Genomic DNA, 389 nt, shown 5'->3' with positions numbered 1-389 from the left:
CGAGGGCGGCGACGCCGGCCTGGGCGAACTTCTCGTCGAGGTCGCCGGAGGGGGCGCCGGCGACGCCGATGCCGGCGATGGGGGCGCCCTTGGCGGCGACGGGGGCGCCGCCGGCGAGGAAGAGGGTGCCGGGGATGTCCTTCAGGGTGGGCGCGTTGGTGAGGCGCTTGACCAGCTCGGAGGTGGGGGCGTTCCAGGAGACGGCGGTGAAGGCCTTCTTCACGGCGGACTCGTAGGACTGCGGGCCCGCGCCGTCGCCGCGGAGGGTGACGAGGGTGTTGCCGTTGCGGTCGACGACGGCGACGGAGACGCGCTGGTTCTCCTTCTCGGCGGCGTCCAGGGTGGCCTGCGCGGCCTTCGTGGCGGCCTCGATCGTCAGGTGCGTCGAC

Annotated in this window: 1 protein-coding gene; it reads right to left on the bottom strand. The window is 74.3% G+C overall.

Annotation, left to right across the window (positions count from 1 at the left end; genetic code table 11):
• Nucleotides 1–389 (bottom strand): GlcG/HbpS family heme-binding protein (locus tag IO20_RS0134275; RefSeq protein WP_030558858.1); only part of this gene is annotated, 389 nt, incomplete at both ends.

Origin of the sequence: Streptomyces exfoliatus (assembly GCF_000725545.1) — a bacterium.
GTDB classification, from domain to species: Bacteria; Actinomycetota; Actinomycetes; order Streptomycetales; family Streptomycetaceae; genus Streptomyces; species Streptomyces exfoliatus.
This window is presented reverse-complemented; position numbering and strand designations above follow the sequence as displayed.